Genomic DNA, 14894 nt, shown 5'->3' on the forward strand with positions numbered 1-14894 from the left:
CGCGACACCTTCCGTCTGGAGACCCATCATGCCCCTCGCCCGCCGCGCGCTGCTGACGCTGCTTTCCGGTTCCGCTGCCCTGCTGGCTGCCCCTGCCGTCGCGCAAACCGCGTCCCCGCGGAGATCGGGTGGCGAGCTGACCTTCCTGATCGGCTCGCTCGACAGCGGCTGGGGGCTGAACGAGAAGGTCGACAGCTACACAGGCATCGTCTGGGGCCAGTTGGCCGACAAGATCGTGCATGTCGACGACAAGGGCGAGGCGACGCCCTGGATCGCCGAGCGCTGGGAGGAGAATGCCGGCCAGTCCGAATTCATCCTGCATCTGCGCGCCGGCCCCAGCTTCGCCGACGGCTCGCCGGTCGATGCCAGGGCGGTGGCCGCGAATATCGAGCTCTGGGCACGCGGCGACACCAGCCGGGGCGTCGGCCGGCTCGGCCTGTTTCCCTCCAGCACCTACAAGGGATCGGAGGTGCTGGACGATCGGCGGGTCAGGGTCAGCTTCACCCGGCCGACGCTCAGCTTCATCCCGACGCTGGGCTACCACAAGACGGTGCTGCGTTCGCTGGCCAGCCTGAACCTGAAGGCCGAGGAGCTCGGCAATCTCGACCGGCAGATCGGCAGCGGCCCCTTCACCCTGCAGTCCTGGCTGGAGGGCGACCATGTCGTGCTGCGCCGCCGCCCCGACTACAACTGGGGCCCGCAGGCGCTCGCGCATCAGGGCCCGGCCAGCCTGGAGCGCATCACCTTCAAGGTGGTCAAGGACGCCGCCATCCGCGCCGCCGCGCTGCAGGCCGGGCAGGCGCAGATCGCGCTGAACATCGCGCCGCATGAGCTGCGGCCGCTGAAGGCGCGCGGCATCCGCGCCGTGGCGCCGGACAGCCTGGGCTTCGTCAGCGGCTTCAGCGTCAACACCCGCGCGCCCTTCTTCGACGATGTGCGCCTCCGCCAGGCGCTGCAGCACGCCATCGACCGGCAGGAGATCCTCGACACCGTCTTCACCGAGGACTGGAAGCCGGTCACCACCCTGCTGCAGCCCAACGTTCCCGAGGCGGCGGACCTCAGCGCCCTGCTCGCCTACGACCCGGAGAAGTCGAACCGCCTGCTGGAGGAGGCCGGCTGGCAGCGCGGCGCCGACGGCATCCGCGCCCGCGGCAGCGACAAGCTGCGCTTCAACCTGTTCGCCAGCCCCTGGGTCGGCACCTCGAAGCAGGTCGACGAGGTGATCGTGCAGCAGCTGCAGAAGGTCGGCATCGCGGCGCGGCTGCAGGTGGTCGACATCGCCACCTTCAACGCCCGCGTGCGCAACAACGACAGCGTGCCGCTGCGCGAGATCAGCCGCAGCTTCCTCGATGCCGGCGTGGTCGGCAATGTGCTGACCGATGCCGACAGGGGCGACAACTGGTTCAAGCTGGGCCAGAGCAATGAGACGCTGAACCGCCTGGCGCAGGACATCGCGACCGCCGTCGACCGCCGCAGCCGCGCCGAGACGCTGAAGGAGGCGCAGCGCTACGTGCTGGAGCAGGGGCTGTTCATCCCGACCGCGCAGCTGAACCAGCGCCTCTACGTCCAGGCTGGCACGGTGAAGGGCGAGGCCTATAGCGGCGGCGGTTATGCGCTCTATCACGGCGCCTGGCTGGATGCCTGAGCCCGGGTCGCCGCGCCATGTCTCGACAGAGCTTCCTTCCCTTCGCGGCGCGGCGGCTGGGCCATGCGCTGGTCGTCATCCTGCTCGCCTACAGCTTCACCTTCCTGATCATCTCCGTGCTGCCGGGCGACCCGGTCAGCAACATGCTGCTCGACCCCGAGAACGGCTTCACCGAGGAGGAGATCGCACCGATCATCGCGCATTACGGGCTGGACCGTCCGGTGCTGGAGCAGTGGTGGAGGGCGATCTCCCGCTTCGCGCTGGGCGATCTCGGCATTTCGCTGCGCGCCAGCCGCCCGGTCTCCGCCATGCTGCTGGAGGCGCTGCCCTCCACCCTGGTGCTGGCGGGCACGGCCATGCTGGTGGCGCTGCTGCTGGCGCTGGCCATCGCCTATGCCTCGCAGAGCCTGCCGCGGCGCTGGGGCCAGGGGGTGGCGCGGGTGCTGCCGGCGCTGTCGCTCTCGGTGCCGAGCTTCGTCATCGGCCTGGTGCTGATCCAGGTCTTCGCCTTCCAGCTCGGCCTGTTCCGCATCACCGATCCGAACGGCGCCGCCGCCACCGTCTTCGCGGCCCTCGCCCTCGGCATCCCGGTCTCGGCGCAGATCGCCGAGGTGCTGATCGCCAATCTCGACCACGAGGCGGGCCAGGAGTATTTCGCCGTGGCCAGGGCGCGCGGGCTGCGGCTGTCGCAGCTTTTCGCGCGGCACCAGCTGCGGCCCTCGGCCCTGCCGGTGGTGACGATGATCGCGGTCAGCATCGGCGAGCTGCTGGGCGGGTCGCTGATCACCGAGACCATCTTCGGCCGCAAGGGCGTGGGCTCCCTGGTGCAGAGCGCCGTGGTGACGCAGGACTTCCCCGTGCTGCAGTCGCTGGTCTCGCTGGCCGCCGTGGTCTTCGTCCTGGTCAACCTGGCGGCCGACCTGCTCTACCCGCTGCTCGACCCGCGGCTGCGGCGGCGCGCCGCGGCGGGGCGGCCGGCATGAGCGCGACCACCTTCTCGCCCGCCGGCCGGCGCGGCCGGGTCGGCGCGCAGCCGCTCGCGGTGCTGCTCTCCTTCGCCGTTCTCGCGCTGGTCGTCGGCTGGTCGGCGGCGCCCTGGCTGTTCACCGGCAACGATCCCTTCTTCGGGGTCACCGCCCGGAAGCTGCTGCCGCCCTCGGCGGAGCACTGGCTCGGCACCGATCATCTGGGGCGCGACCTCTATGCCCGCATCGTGCATGGCACCTGGTCGTCGGTCACCAGCGCGCTGATCGCCACGGTGATCGGCCTGGCGGTGGGCGGGCTGCTGGGCCTGGCCAGCGGCTTCCTGGGCGGCTGGGTCGACACGGTCATCGGCCGGCTGATCGACATGCTGCTGGCCATCCCGAACTTCCTGCTCGCCGTGGTCATCGTCAGCGCCTTCGGCTTCCAGACCATCAATGTCGCCATCGCGACCGGCGTCGCCTCGGTCGCCGTCTTCGCCCGGCTGATGCGCTCGGAGGTGATGAAGACCTCGACGGCCGTCTTCGTCGAGGCCTCGGCCCTGGCCGGCGGGCGCCCGGCGCATGTGCTGCTGCGCCACGTGCTGCCCAATGCCTATCGCTCGGTGGTGGCGCTGGCGGTGCTGCAGTTCGGCACCTCGATCCTGACCATCGCCGGCCTGGCCTTCCTCGGCTATGGCGATCCCCCGCCGGCCGCCGACTGGGGCCTGCTGGTGGCCAATGGCAAGGACTATCCCAGCTCGCCCTGGCTGGTCTTCGCGCCTGCGGCGGTGATCGTGGTCACCGTGCTGGCCATCAACCGCCTCAGCCGCTGGATCCGCCATGCCGCCTGATGCCCCGCTCCTCGAGATCCGCGACCTCGCCGTCGCCTATGGCCCGCAGCCGGCCGTGCAGGGCGTCGACCTCACGCTGCGCGACGGCGGCAGCCTGGCGCTGATCGGTGAATCCGGCTCCGGCAAGTCGAGCATCGTCCGCGCCCTCTGCGGGCTGCTGCCCGCCGGCGCACGGCTGCGCGGAACAATCCTGTTCCAGGGCCAGGACCTGCTGTCGCTGGCGCCGGCCAGGCTGCGCGCCCTGCGCGGCCGCGCCATCGGCTTCGTGCCGCAGGATCCGCAGAACGCGCTGAACCCCGTGCGCAGCATCGGCGCCCAGGCGCAGGAGGCGGCGCGGCTGCTCGACCTGCCCGATGCGGCGGCGCGCCGCCGGCGCATCCTGGAGATCTTTGCCCGCGTCGGCCTGGCCGAGCCGGCGCGGATCTACGACGCCTATCCGCATGAGCTGTCGGGCGGCATGCTGCAGCGGGTGCTGATCGGCCTGGCGATGCTGCCCGGCCCGGCCCTGATCGTCGCCGACGAGCCGACCTCGGCGCTCGACGTCACCATCCAGAAGCGCATCCTCGACCTGCTCGCCACCCTGCAGGCGGAGCTCGGCATCGCCCTGCTGCTGATCACCCATGACCTGGCCATCGCCGCCGAGCGCGCGCAGGACGTCGTGGTGCTGAAGGAGGGCCGCGTGCAGGAGCAGGGGACATCGCAGGACGTCTTCCGCCGGCCGCGCTCGGCCTATGCGCGGCAGCTGCAGGCGGATGTGCCGGCGCTGAACCCCGAGCGTTTTCGGGCCGCCGCGACCCGGCGGCACGGCGACGACGACGCCATCCGCGTCGACGGCGTGCACAAGCGCTTCCACGCCGGGACCGGCATCGTGCAGGCCGTGCAGGATGTCTCCTTCCGCGTGCCGGCGGGCACGACGCATGCGCTGGTCGGCGAGTCCGGCTCGGGCAAGACCACGCTGGTGCGGCTGCTGCTGGGGCTCGAGCGGCCGGACCGCGGCAGCATCACGGTGGGCGGCGGGCCGGTGCAGGCCGGACAGCCGGACAGCCTGCGCGCGCTGCGGCGGGAGCTGCAGCTGGTCTATCAGAACCCCTTCACCTCGCTCGATCCGACCTGGACGGTCGGCGGCATCATCGGCGAGCCGCTCGACCGCTACGCGGTCGGCCGGCGCGGCGACCGGCCAGCCCGGGTGGTCGAGGCGCTGCGCGCCGTGGGCCTCGCCGAGGAGCTGCTGCGCCGTCGCCCCGGCGCGCTGTCGGGCGGCCAGCGCCAGCGCGTCGCCATCGCCCGCGCGCTGATCCTGCGGCCGCGCGTGCTGGTGCTGGACGAGCCGACCTCGGCGCTCGACGTCACCGTGCAGGCCGGCATCGTCGAGATGCTGTTCCGCCTGCAGGCGCAGCTCGGCCTGACCTATCTCTTCGTCTCGCATGACCTGGCGCTGATCCGCCAGATCGCCGACAGCGTCACCGTGCTGCGCCAGGGCCAGGTCGTCGAGCAGGGGCCGGTGGCGCAGATTTTCAGCCGCCCGCGCGCGGCCTATACCGGATTGCTGCTGGACTCGATCCCGCGCCCCGCCGCCGCGGCGCGCGAGGCCGTGCTGCTCGACCAGGGAGGAGAAGACTGATGTCCCGCCGCCACGACCGCATGATCATGGTCGCCTTCTCCGACCCCAATGCGCTGTACCAGGGCAACCCGGAACGCCAGCGCGATCCGCAGCGCTTCGGCTTCGCCAATTTCGTGGCGCATGCGAAGCTCGCCGAAAGCGCCGGCTTCGACGCCATCTTCAAGCCCGACTTCCTGGGTTTCGACATCGCCAAGGGCAGCGTGCGGCCGCGCCCGGGCTTCGAGCCGCTGACCCTGCTCAGCGCGCTGTCGCAGCACACGCGGCGGCTCGGGCTGATCATCACGGAATCGACCTCCTTCAACGAGCCCTACAACGTCGCGCGCTACTTCACCTCGCTCGACAACATCAGCGACGGCCGCGCCAGCTGGAACGTGGTGACCTCCTATTACGGGGAGGGCAATTTCGGCGATGGCAGGCTGCTGCCGCTGGCCGAGCGCTACCGCAAGGCCGAGGAGTTCATGCAGGTCGCCTACAGGCTGTGGGAGGGCTGGGAGCCGGGCGCGGTCGGCTTCGATGCGCGCGGCCCGGTCTTCGACGCCCGCCGCATCCACGAGACCAACTTCGCCGGCGACTTCTTCCAGGTGAAGGAGCCGCTGGACATCCCGCCCGGGCCGCAGCGCCGGCCGGTGATCGTCCAGGCCGGCGCCTCGGAGGAAGGGCTGGACTTCGCCGCGCGCCATGCCGAGATCGTCTTCGCCGCCGCCCCCGACCAGGAGACCGGCGCCGAATTCTATGCCGACCTGAAGCGGCGCGTGGTCGCGGCCGGGCGCGATGCGGCACGGCTGAAGATCCTGCCAGGGCTGAACATTTTTGTCGGTGACAGCCAGGGGGAAGCGGACGATCTGTACCAGTCGCAGTTCAGCGACCGGGCGCTGCTGGCCTATCGCGACAAGCTGGTGCGCGAGGCGCCGCTGTTCCGCATCGGGCAGCTCGATCTCGACGAGCGCATCCCGGCCGAGGCGGTGCCTACGGAAGCCGCGCTGCATCAGGTCGAGCGCCGCCGCAGCCGCGGCCTGCTGCTGCGCAAGTATCTCAGCCGGCCGGACCAGACGCTGCGGCGCTTCCTGTCCGATGTCTTCGAGTTCGGGCATCTGACGCTGATCGGCACGCCGGCCCGCATCGCCGGAGACCTGGAAAGCTGGTTCGAGGCGCAGGCGGCCGACGGCTTCGTGCTGAAGGGCGGCAATTCCTTCCCGCGCGTGGCGGGGGAGATCATGCCGATCCTGCGCGAGCGCGGCCTGCTGCGCCCCCCCGAGGAAGAAGGGCTGACCTTCCGCCAGGCGCTGTTCGGCGACGCCCGGCCCGGATGACGTTTCCGCGCAGCCGGTAGGCCGGCGCCGCGCGGCGGCCTATCTTCGCCGCATGAGCCGAGACCCTGCCGCCGTCCCCAGTTCCCCCCTGGCCTGCGCCACCGCCGAGGAAGCCGTCGACCGGCTGGAGGCGCTCTACGAGGCCGCCGTCGCCGCCGAGCGCGCGGCGCTGGACCGCTTCGTCGACCAGCGCATCCCGCCGACACCCGAGGAGCGCGCGGCCTTCCGCTATCCCGGCCTCTGGCTGCGCTGGGCGCCGGAAGGGCCGCCGCCGCAGGTGCGCCGCTCCTGGGCCAAGCTGCAGGTCTCCGGCGACTATGCCACCACCATCACCAACCCGGCCGCCTTCCGCCCCTATCTGCTGGAGCAGCTGCGGCCGCTGATCGCCGAATACGGCGCGACGCTCGAGGTCGGGCCGAGCAGCCAGGAAATCCCCTACCCCTATGTGCTGGAAGGCGGCGACGAGCTGGCGCGCGGCGGCGTCTCGGCCGCCGAGCTCGCGCGGCATTTCCCGGTGCCGATGCTGTCGGCCGTCGGCGACGAGGTGGCGGACGGGCTGTGGCGTTTCCGCGACGGCGCGCCGCGGCCGATGGCGCTGTTCGACGCGGCCCGCGTCGACTATTCGCTGCGCCGGCTGCAGCACTACACCGGCACCGACTGGCGGCACGTGCAGCCCTGGATCCTGCTGACCAACTACCAGCGCTATATCGGGCAGTTCGTCGACTGGGCGCTGGCCGAGCTGCGCCGCGCGGACGGCGACTACACCGCCCTGGTGCTGCCTGGCGGCGCCGTGATCACCCGCGGCCATGCCCCGGAAGCGGCCGCGCGGCTGGTCGCCGAGGCGCCCTGGCAGCGCTTCCAGATGCCGGCCTACCACCTGCTGCGCGGCGAAGGGCGCAACGGGCTGACCATCGTCAATATCGGCGTCGGCCCCTCCAACGCCAAGACGATCAGCGACCACCTGGCGGTCACCCGGCCGCATTGCTGGCTGATGATCGGCCATTGCGGCGGGCTGCGGCAGAGCCAGGAGATCGGCGACTACGTACTCGCCCATGGCTACCTCCGCCGCGACCGCATCCTGGACGACCTGCTGCCGCCGGAGATCCCGGTCCCGGCGCTGGCCGAGGTGCAGGTGGCGCTGCAGCAGGCCGCGGCGCAGGTCACCGGCGAGGCCGGCGAGGCGCTGAAGCGGCGGCTGCGCACCGGCACCGTGGTCTCCTATGACGACCGCAACTGGGAACTGCGCTGGTCGCAGGAGCGGCTGCGCATCAACCTGTCGCGTGCCATCGGCGTCGACATGGAAAGCGGCACGCTGGCGGCGCAGGGCTACCGGCTGCGGGTGCCCTATGGCACGCTGCTCTGCGTCTCCGACAAGCCGCTGCATGGCGAGATCAAGCTGCCCGGCGCCGCCACCGCCTTCTACCAGCGCGCGGTCAGCGAGCATCTGGCGATCGGCATCGCCACCTTCGGCATCCTGCGCCAGCAGCTGACCGCGCTGCATTCGCGCAAGCTGCGCGCCTTCGACGAGCCGCCCTTCCGCTGAGCGGGCTGCCTGCTGAAGGACGCAGGCAATCCCATCGGACTGCTTGCTTGATCGCGGGATCCAGGCTTGTCGGGGATTCCACCTCAAGCCATGGCGCTCTGTGCCCGGCTGCCGTCAGGCGCTGCCGACCATCACGAGATAGGGCGAGACCTCGCGCACCCGGCCGCCGAGCGGCGCGACCGCCTGGCGGATGGCGGCCGGGATGTCGCGCAGGTCATAGGCGTCGCTGACCCGCGCCTCGCCAAGCGCCCTGTCGCGCAGCCAGAGCAGCCCGGGCAGGTAGCGGCCGAGCTCGGCCAGCACGGCGCGCAGCGGCGTGTCCTCGGCGACCAGCCGGTGGTGGCGCCAGGCCAGGGCCCGGGCCAGCGGCGCGTGCGGCGCCAGCGGCGCGCCATCGGCCAGCGACAGGGTCAGGCTCTGCCGCGCCTCCAGCGCGAAGTCGCGGGCGATGCCGGCCGCGGGGGCATAGCGGGCGCGGGCCTGGCCGTCCTCCAGCGCGATCTCCAGCCGGTCGCCAAGGAAGCGCAGGTTGATCGCAGCCCCGGGGGCGGAGACCTCCACCACGCCGCAGCGCAGCAGAAGGGGACGTGCCACCGCACGCGCCACGGCGATGAAGGCCTGGCCCTGCAGCAGCCGCAGCCGCCGCCCGGCGGCGGAAAACTCCAGCGCGACGGCGGTCGCCGTGTCCAGCTCCAGCCGCGAGCCGTCCGGCAGCTGCAGCGCCCGGGTCTCGCCGGCGCTGGTGCGGAGATCGGCCTGCAGCCGCTGCCACAGTGCGCCGCCCAGCCCGGGCGCGGCGAGCAGCGCGCCGGCGGCCAGCGCACCGCCGCCGGTGGCCAGCAGCAGGCCGCGCCGGCCCTGGGCGCGGATCGGCCGCGCCGGCAGCGGTGGCGGGAGGGTCGACCGGACGGGTGGCAAGGGGGGCGGCCAGGCGGGCGGCAGCTCGCGGATCGCCTGGCCCATGGCCAGCCAGGTGAGTTCCGCCCGCGCCCAGGCCTCGCGGTGCTGCGGCGCCTCGGCCATCCAGCGCTTCCACGCCTGGCGCAGCGCCGCATCCTGCGGTGCCTCGCGCATCTCCATCAGGAAGGTCAGCGCCTGCTCCCACAGGAGATCGGGCGCGGGATCGGGATCGGTCGGGGCCATGGCGTCGCAGGTCAGGGCGGGAATGGCAGCTTGGATGGCCGTTCCCCGGGCAAGGCCGGCCAATGCCAGGGTGGCCGGACGGACCCCCCGCCCATCCCCTACAATCTGTTGCCAGCCCCTGCCAGCACCTTCATGCAGGTTGTTGAAAATACACCCTCTGCTACCACAAGCGGGGCCGCCTGGGCTCACCCGATCAGCAGCCGGCGCGGGCGCCCCGGGCGGCGTCCGTCATCTCGCCGCGCAGCGGCCTGCCGCGGCTGACCAGGCTCACCGGCACCTGGGTCGCCCAGATCACCGGCACCTGCGCCGCCTCGCCGATCCGGCTCGGCCCGGCGCACGATCCCGGTGGACGATCCAGGCCGGGCACAGCGCTCCGCCGCGCCGGTGCCGGCCGGTTTCGACAGGCCGGTCGAGGCCCTGCTGGACGCGCAGCGCCCCTTCCCGAACGGCGACCCCGCCTTCGCCCTGGCACGGCGCCGGCAAGCCGCGGGGCCGCCGCCGCCGCGGGCGGTGACCGTCTCCTGCCGGTGCGCCGCATTGCCCCGCGCTGCGTCCGCGCCGCAGCCATCCGGACGATGCCGCCTTCGTCCCGGGGCGGCGGCCTGGGCCGCGGCTCAGCCGGGATTGGCCATCCAGTCGCGGTGCCGCAGCGCATCCGCCTGGGCGCGGCGGAAGAGCGCCTGCGCTTCCGGCGTCGCCTCGGGATGCGCCGCCGCGCGCTCATAGGCGATGACCGTGTCGTCCTCCTGCCCGCGCATGGCGGCGAGGATGGCGCCGTCGCCCTGCAGCCCGGCCAGCGCCGCCTGGCCGGGCGTCCGCGGCGTCGGGGCGCCGGCCTCGCGCCGCGGGCGCAGCTGCATCCGCCCGGCCAGCAGCGCCAGGGCGGCGAGCTGGCGGTCGTGGTCGGTGCGGAAGCTGGCGACGGCGGCGCGGGCCACAGGGTTGTCGAGCCGCGCCATTCCCTGGTCGTAGCGGGCGATGGCCTCGTGCTCGAGCAGCAGCAGGCTTTCGACGAGGCCAGGCAGGCCCGTCTCGATACCGACCTTGGTGGTCATGGCGTCGCTCCCTGGCGCGACGCCTGCCTGCCGGATGGCGGGGCGCGCGCCATCGGGAAACCACCGCCCGGCGCCGCAGTTCCAGGCGCCGGAGAAAATGCCGCCGGAGACATGCCACCGGACCGGGATCACCGCGGCGGCCGGCCCCATCTTCAAGAAGACAGCCGGCCTGCACGTCGATCTTGGCGAACAGGCCGATGATCAGGAAAAATCCTGCGCCGGGCGCCGACAGCAGCAGTGTCGCGAATACATAACATATGTAGTTGCTGGCCTGCCCCGCCTTCGGCAGTTGCCGAGCAGGGACCACGATCGAACGAGCCTCCTCTGACACGACTGACCTTGACGACCCCGCTGCACCGCGCCGGAGCGCGCCGGCGGTGACCCGCTTCGCCCATCCGCCGATCCACCTGCCGGGCGGCACCCTTTGGCGCGCGCCGGAGGCTGCCATGTCCGGCGGCCGATGAGCGACGCCTTGCAAGAGCTTCCTCCGCCGGCGCTGCCGCCGGAGATCGCTGCGCTGCTGCAGCGGCTGCACCGCCTGGCGCCGCTGGAGGAGGCCGATGTCGCGCAGGTCGCGGCGCTCGCCCGCCAGGCGCCGCGCGAGACCGGACCGCGGCAGGAGCTGCGCGCCGAGGGCATCCGCGGCGCGCCGCTGCTGCTGCTGTCCGGCTGGGCCTGCCGCATCCGCATCCTGCCCGACGGACGGCGGCAGATCGTCAGCTTCCTGCTGCCCGGCGACATCATCGGCCGGCAGCAGCCCTCGCTGGCCGAGCTCTGCAGCATCGCGAGCCTCACCCGGCTGCGCCATGTCGACGCCTCGCCGCTGTTCGTGGCGACGCCCGAAGGCGGGCTGGCCCGGGCGCTGCACGCGCTGGCGCTGCAGGACGTGGCGCAGCTGCGCGACCAGGTGGTGCGGCTGGGACGGCAGATGGCGCATGAGCGGCTGGCCAGCCTGCTGCTGGAATTCGAGGCGCGGCTGGGCGCTGCCGGCCTTGCCGGCGACGGCCGCTTCGCCATGCCGCTGACCCAGGAGGTGCTGGCCGATGCGCTCGGCCTCAGCGTCGTGCATCTGAACCGCACGCTGCAGCAGCTGCGGCGCGAGGGGCTGATCGCCCTGAAGGGCCGGGTGGTGACGCTGCGCCAGACTGCGGCGCTGCGCGCCATCGCCGACTGGCAGCCGCCGCCGCAGCTCCCGGACTAGAGCCGCCGGGCGTCGGACGAACGAAGCCTATCGGCGCGAAGGACCTTGCTGGATCGGGCGATCCAGGCTTTTCGGTGGGTCCGCCTCACGCCATCACGCCCTCGCCGATCAGGGCTTGCGCAGCGTCGGCAGACGCAGCTCGAAGAAGCGCACGGCATCCGCCTCGTTCAGGAAGATCCAGGGATCGGCCGAACGATCGGGGTCGTGGACGGCCCAGAGCGCATAGCCCTCCGCCCGCTCGGGTGGGGAGTGGCGCAGCTCCAGGCCGGCCACGCGGCGCAGCACGGTGAAGCCGGAGGGCGGGAAGGCGGCGCTGCGGCTCATCGGCGGGCTCCTCCGGTCGCCGCGCCGGGAGGGCCGGGAGCGCGCCGGCCGGCGACGCCAGCACGCAGCGTTCTACCCTTCCGTTAAAGCTCCGGCGCCGCGCCGTCATTCAGCTATGTTAACGACGCGCCCCCCCGGGACGGCACCCGCGCAATCATTTCGACATCGTGATTTCTGTTTGCGAAACCGGCTTCCGTACAAGGGGCGCCATCTCTCCTCGAAGGAACGGGTCGCGATGGATCTCCTGGGCAAGGTGCGCTTCTGCCGCCTGCAGCCGGCCGTCACCGGCGCGCGCCCGGCCTGGCCGCTGCCCGGCCGGCCCGGCCAGCCGCCAGCCTGCCAGTACGGCCCGCACTGCCTGCTGCGCGGCGCCGAGCAAAAATGGTTCCTCTGGACCACCGCGCATCTCTGGATGGCCGCCGACGGCGCCGAGATGAGCGCCGAGGATGCCGCGCTGGAATGGCAGTATCTCGGCCCGGCCTCGCTGGCGCCGGGCCTGCCGCTCTGAGCCGGGATCAGCCGCGCTCCGGCCGCGCCAGCACCCGCACGCCCTCGATCGTCTGCGGCTTGGCCCCTCAGCGAAGGTCGTGCAGGTCGCGGCCCAATGGCGGGGTCACGCTGAACTCGGAAAACTCGACCTCCAGCCCCGCCCCCTCCGGGCTGCAGGCCATCGGCCCGACGGCGCAGGGCGCATCGCCCGGGAAGGGGCAAAGCCGCAGCAGCGGCCAGCGCCTGCCATCGGCCGAGGCCTGCAGCCGCAGCACCCCGCCCGCCAGCGTGGCGCGCAGCCAGACGTCCGAAGCATCGCCAGGGAAGGCGCCGGTGGCCCAGTCGGAATGGCCGAGGGTCAGCACGCTGCCCAGCATCGCCTCGCCATCCGACAGCTCGATCCCCGCCTTGATCCAGGCCTCCGGCCCGCGCCGCAGCATCAGGCCGGCCTGGTCGTAGAGCGCCGCATAGCGGCCGCGGATGCGCAAGGTGGCGGTGAAGTCGCCCGGCACGCTGCGTCCGAAGAAATGCCCGCTGTCGCGGGTGAAGCCGTAATGCGTCTGCCGCCAGAAGTCGCTGCCGGGCGCGGTGGTGACGCGCAGCCCGTCCGCTGTCTCCGCCCAGGCCGGCGGCGGGTTCAACCAGGCGCATCCTTCGAACATTTTTGGCCATTCCCCCGCTGCGGGGATCGATCATGCCGATCCCGCGGCGGGACTCAAGCCTGCCCTGTCCTGGGGCGGGTCAGCCACAGCCCGCCCCAGACCGCCGCCAGCACCGCGGCGCCGAAGACCCAGCCCGACAGCGCGCCGGCCATGACGCCGGACAGCAGCACGCCGATGGTGCAGCCCAGCGCCGTCATCGCCCCCCAGCCCATCAGCACGCCGCCGGCCAGGCTTTGCAGCTGTTGCCGGGCGCTGCTGCGGGCGAGGGAGAACTGCCCGGCCAGGCTCGCCGCAGCGAGCGACGCCGCGACCAGCCCCAGCACGAAGACCAGGTTGCCGCCCACCGCGTCCGGCGCCGTGGCGCAGCCGGCGAAGCCGTCGAGGCCGCCGATGCGCGCCGGCAGCCAGCCCTGCGCCGTGCCGACCCAGCGCGCGGCGCCGCCCAGCGCCGCGGTGACGCCCAGCGGCTCGTCGCGCAGATAGGCGACGGCGCCGAGCAGCCCGACCAGCACGCCGCCGCTCCAGGCCGGCCAGCGCTGCACGAAGACGGCGCGCAGCAGCGTCGCCGCATCGGGCGCCGCGGCGCGCGCGGGGCGGGCCGGCAGGCGGCGCAGCAGCGGCCAGGCCGCGGCCGCCAGCAGGGCCAGCGCCAGCGCCGCGCTGCCGGTGTAGCCCAGGTGATGCGGCAGCCAGACCACCGGTGCCTCGCGCAGCGTCGTGTCATACAGCGACGGCCAGGTGGCGAAGCCCAGCCCGAAGCCGGTCGCCGCGCCCAGCAGCGACACCGGCGCGCGCGAAGACCCTTCGCCCAGCCGGTAGAGATGCCCGGCGATGCAGGCGCCCGACAGCACCATGCCGGTGCCGAAGGACAGGCCCGCCACCACCAGCACCCAGGAGACCGGCCCGACATGCGCATCCGGCGGCAGGCCCGGCCCTGCCGGATTGGGCAGCCAGTTGGTCAGCACCACGAGATAGCCGAGCAGCCCCGTGGCCAGCGCCGCCAGCACCGCCAGCAGCCCGCGCGGATCGCCGCCACGCACGAAATCCCGTGTCAGGCACAACAGGCAGAAGCGGCCGCGCTGCATGGCCAGGCCGCCCAGCCCGCCCAGGATCAGCGCCGTCAGCGGCCCGGTGCCGCCGCGCACCAGGAACCACCAGATGGCCGCGAGCCCCGCCAGCCCGGCCGCCAGGCCGAGCAGGCGGGGACCCCATCCGGCCCCAGCCTCAGCGCGCACCCCAGACCGTGCCGGCCGGGTTGCTCACCGGCACGCCGACGGCATTGCCGTATTCGGTCCAGGAGCCGTCATACTGCCGCACCTCGTAGCCCAGCAGCTTCGACAGCACGAACCAGGAATGGCTGCTGCGCTCGCCGATGCGGCAATAGACGACGATCGGCTTGCTGCCGTCGATGCCGACCGCGGCATAGAGGGCGCGCAGCTCCTCGACGCTCTTGAAGGTGCCGTCGGCGCGCACCGCCTGCACCCAGGGCACGTTCACCGCGCCGGGGATATGGCCGGCGCGGATGGCGAGCTCCGGCACGCCCGGCGGCGCGAAGATCCTGCCGGAGAATTCGTCGGGCGAGCGGATGTCGAGCAGCGCCTCGCCGCTGCGCTTCTCGGCGATGGCGACGGCATCGGCCAGGCGGGCGCGCAGCCGGCCGTTGGGCTCGGCGGCCAGCGTCAGGCTGCCGGCGCGCGGCGTCGTGGCGCGGGTGCTGACCTGGCGGCCCTCGGCCTCCCATTTGGCGCGGCCGCCATCGAGGATGCGCACGTCGCGCACGCCATAGATGTCGAGCACCCAGGCGCCCCAGGCGGCGAACCAGTTGTTGTTGTCGCCGTAGAGCACGACGGTGCTGTCCTGCTCGACGCCGGCGCGGCGCAGCAGGTCCTGGATCTGCTCGCGGCTGGCGATGTCGCGGCGGACGGTGTCGACCAGGTCGCGATGCCAGGAGACGTTGAAGGCGCCCGGGATATGGCCGCGCTTGAACAGGCCGGGATTCACGCTGACCTCGATGACCCGCACCCTGGGGTCCTGCAGCCGCTCGGCCAGCCAGGCGCCGTCGACGACGGGGCTGGGGCGGGCCTGGGT

General features: G+C 72.8%; 14 protein-coding genes. 8 read left to right on the forward strand and 6 right to left on the reverse strand.

From position 1 onward, the window contains the following. Window positions 1–28: 28 nt before the first annotated feature. Genes BKE38_RS04200 through BKE38_RS04225 form a run of 6 tightly spaced genes read left to right on the forward strand, consistent with a single transcriptional unit; the run spans window position 29 to window position 7932 of the window. Complete coding sequence (locus BKE38_RS04200; RefSeq protein ID WP_076956117.1) at window positions 29–1645, forward strand: ABC transporter substrate-binding protein; 1617 nt, start codon at window positions 29–31, stop codon at window positions 1643–1645. Window positions 1646–1662: 17 nt separating this feature from the next. Continuing rightward, window positions 1663–2628 carry an ABC transporter permease gene (locus tag BKE38_RS04205; RefSeq protein ID WP_076956118.1) on the forward strand — a complete coding sequence of 322 codons (966 nt, stop codon included), beginning with the start codon at window positions 1663–1665 and terminating at the stop codon, window positions 2626–2628. Beyond that, the gene (locus BKE38_RS04210; protein ID WP_076956119.1) at window positions 2625–3458 is read left to right on the forward strand and encodes an ABC transporter permease; all 834 of its coding nucleotides are present in this window, start codon (window positions 2625–2627) and stop codon (window positions 3456–3458) included. Before BKE38_RS04205 ends, BKE38_RS04210 begins: the two co-directional genes overlap by 4 nt. Further along, window positions 3448–5079 carry a dipeptide ABC transporter ATP-binding protein gene (locus tag BKE38_RS04215; protein WP_076956120.1) on the forward strand — a complete coding sequence of 544 codons (1632 nt, stop codon included), beginning with the start codon at window positions 3448–3450 and terminating at the stop codon, window positions 5077–5079. Before BKE38_RS04210 ends, BKE38_RS04215 begins: the two co-directional genes overlap by 11 nt. After that, window positions 5079–6389, forward strand: a complete 1311-nt coding sequence (locus tag BKE38_RS04220; protein ID WP_076956121.1) for an NtaA/DmoA family FMN-dependent monooxygenase — start codon at window positions 5079–5081, stop codon at window positions 6387–6389. The genes BKE38_RS04215 and BKE38_RS04220 overlap by 1 nt, the downstream gene beginning before the upstream one ends. 52 nt (window positions 6390–6441) lie before the next feature. Then, entirely contained in the window at window positions 6442–7932 is a 1491-nt protein-coding gene (locus tag BKE38_RS04225; RefSeq protein WP_076956122.1) for an AMP nucleosidase, read from the forward strand. 114 nt (window positions 7933–8046) lie between these two features. On the opposite strand, the gene BKE38_RS04230 is transcribed toward BKE38_RS04225, so the two are convergent. Both BKE38_RS04230 and BKE38_RS04235 read right to left on the reverse strand, forming a co-directional pair. After that, window positions 8047–9075: a FecR family protein gene (locus tag BKE38_RS04230; protein WP_076956123.1), complete on the reverse strand. Its 1029-nt coding sequence runs from the start codon at window positions 9073–9075 to the stop codon at window positions 8047–8049. Window positions 9076–9689: 614 nt separating this feature from the next. Then, window positions 9690–10130, reverse strand: a complete 441-nt coding sequence (locus BKE38_RS04235; protein WP_076956130.1) for a ferritin-like domain-containing protein — start codon at window positions 10128–10130, stop codon at window positions 9690–9692. A 472-nt stretch (window positions 10131–10602) separates the two neighbouring features. Here BKE38_RS04235 and BKE38_RS04240 point away from each other — a divergent pair, with 472 nt between their 5' ends. After that, window positions 10603–11331 (forward strand): Crp/Fnr family transcriptional regulator, encoded by a 729-nt coding sequence (locus BKE38_RS04240; protein ID WP_165694106.1) that lies wholly within the window; start codon window positions 10603–10605, stop codon window positions 11329–11331. 108 nt (window positions 11332–11439) lie between these two features. Here BKE38_RS04240 and BKE38_RS04245 read toward each other — a convergent pair whose 3' ends face one another. Continuing rightward, window positions 11440–11655: a hypothetical protein gene (locus BKE38_RS04245; RefSeq protein ID WP_076956125.1), complete on the reverse strand. Its 216-nt coding sequence runs from the start codon at window positions 11653–11655 to the stop codon at window positions 11440–11442. Between the two features lie 235 nt (window positions 11656–11890). On the opposite strand from BKE38_RS04245, the gene BKE38_RS04250 reads away from it, so the two are divergent. After that, the gene (locus BKE38_RS04250) at window positions 11891–12163 is read left to right on the forward strand and encodes a hypothetical protein (protein WP_076956126.1); all 273 of its coding nucleotides are present in this window, start codon (window positions 11891–11893) and stop codon (window positions 12161–12163) included. 67 nt (window positions 12164–12230) lie between these two features. On the opposite strand, the gene BKE38_RS04255 is transcribed toward BKE38_RS04250, so the two are convergent. From BKE38_RS04255 to BKE38_RS04265, 3 genes are all read right to left on the reverse strand, one after another. Continuing rightward, window positions 12231–12785 carry a DUF1349 domain-containing protein gene (locus BKE38_RS04255; protein WP_242662187.1) on the reverse strand — a complete coding sequence of 185 codons (555 nt, stop codon included), beginning with the start codon at window positions 12783–12785 and terminating at the stop codon, window positions 12231–12233. A gap of 74 nt (window positions 12786–12859) precedes the next feature. Further along, the gene (locus tag BKE38_RS04260) at window positions 12860–14041 is read right to left on the reverse strand and encodes a YeeE/YedE family protein (protein WP_083747291.1); all 1182 of its coding nucleotides are present in this window, start codon (window positions 14039–14041) and stop codon (window positions 12860–12862) included. After that, the coding region (locus tag BKE38_RS04265) for a sulfurtransferase (RefSeq protein WP_076956128.1) at window positions 14031–14894 on the reverse strand (864 nt) is incomplete at its 5' end. The genes BKE38_RS04260 and BKE38_RS04265, both read right to left, overlap by 11 nt.

The organism is Teichococcus deserti (assembly GCF_001982615.1).
GTDB classification, from domain to species: Bacteria; Pseudomonadota; Alphaproteobacteria; order Acetobacterales; family Acetobacteraceae; genus Pseudoroseomonas; species Pseudoroseomonas deserti.

Bases quoted from the DNA above. Each gene is read 5' to 3' on its own strand.
- BKE38_RS04200 (WP_076956117.1), top strand. From the start codon at position 29: ATGCCCCTCGCCCGCCGCGCGCTGCTGACGCTGCTTTCCGGTTCCGCT.
- BKE38_RS04205 (WP_076956118.1), top strand. From the start codon at position 1,663: ATGTCTCGACAGAGCTTCCTTCCCTTCGCGGCGCGGCGGCTGGGCCAT.
- BKE38_RS04210 (WP_076956119.1), top strand. From the start codon at position 2,625: ATGAGCGCGACCACCTTCTCGCCCGCCGGCCGGCGCGGCCGGGTCGGC.
- BKE38_RS04215 (WP_076956120.1), top strand. From the start codon at position 3,448: ATGCCGCCTGATGCCCCGCTCCTCGAGATCCGCGACCTCGCCGTCGCC.
- BKE38_RS04220 (WP_076956121.1), top strand. From the start codon at position 5,079: ATGTCCCGCCGCCACGACCGCATGATCATGGTCGCCTTCTCCGACCCC.
- BKE38_RS04225 (WP_076956122.1), top strand. From the start codon at position 6,442: ATGAGCCGAGACCCTGCCGCCGTCCCCAGTTCCCCCCTGGCCTGCGCC.
- BKE38_RS04230 (WP_076956123.1), bottom strand. From the start codon at position 9,075: ATGGCCCCGACCGATCCCGATCCCGCGCCCGATCTCCTGTGGGAGCAG.
- BKE38_RS04235 (WP_076956130.1), bottom strand. From the start codon at position 10,130: ATGACCACCAAGGTCGGTATCGAGACGGGCCTGCCTGGCCTCGTCGAA.
- BKE38_RS04245 (WP_076956125.1), bottom strand. From the start codon at position 11,655: ATGAGCCGCAGCGCCGCCTTCCCGCCCTCCGGCTTCACCGTGCTGCGC.
- BKE38_RS04250 (WP_076956126.1), top strand. From the start codon at position 11,891: ATGGATCTCCTGGGCAAGGTGCGCTTCTGCCGCCTGCAGCCGGCCGTC.